Source organism: Limnospira sp. PMC 1279.21 (genome assembly GCF_032349615.1).
Taxonomy (GTDB): Bacteria; Cyanobacteriota; Cyanobacteriia; order Cyanobacteriales; family Microcoleaceae; genus Limnospira; species Limnospira fusiformis.
Window position 1 is genome coordinate 547 of sequence record NZ_JARPLU010000393.1, and the last position, 475, is coordinate 1,021.

Annotated in this window: 1 protein-coding gene; it reads left to right on the top strand. The window is 45.7% G+C overall.

From position 1 onward, the window contains the following. Positions 1 to 202 precede the first annotated feature (202 nt). Positions 203 to 436 carry a hypothetical protein gene (locus tag P5683_RS24880; RefSeq protein ID WP_315642094.1) on the top strand — a complete coding sequence of 78 codons (234 nt, stop codon included), beginning with the start codon at positions 203 to 205 and terminating at the stop codon, positions 434 to 436. Positions 437 to 475 lie beyond the last annotated feature (39 nt).

Consider the following 475-nt stretch of genomic DNA (forward strand, 5'->3'; position numbering starts at 1 on the left):
CAACCACAGGCAACGAGGCTTCTGCCGCTCCTACTGCAATATCTGCGACCACAGGCAAGGAGGCTTCTGCCGTTTTTGCTATAACCCACAATAAATTTAGATTGATTAAAGCCATAACAACTCCTTTTTTTTCAATAAAGAGATATCTAAACAATTGGGTTTATTGTACTATGGTTTCTGGTTCCTTTGATAGTGAATATATGTGCAGTTTAGCCAAGCCGTAGAGCGATCGCCTAGAGACTTCCCAGGAGCGATCGCTTATTTGAGTAGGTTGGGTGGAGGAACGAAACCCAACACCACCATATCTCTCCCTGTTGGGTTTCACCCAAGCAACAAAGAGCGATCGCTTTTTCCGTCATATCTCTCCCTGTTGGGTTTCACCCAAGCAACAAATGTTGGGTTTCACCCGAGCCACAAAGGGCGATCGCTTATTTGAGTAGGTTGGGTGGAGGAACGAAACCCAACACCACCATAT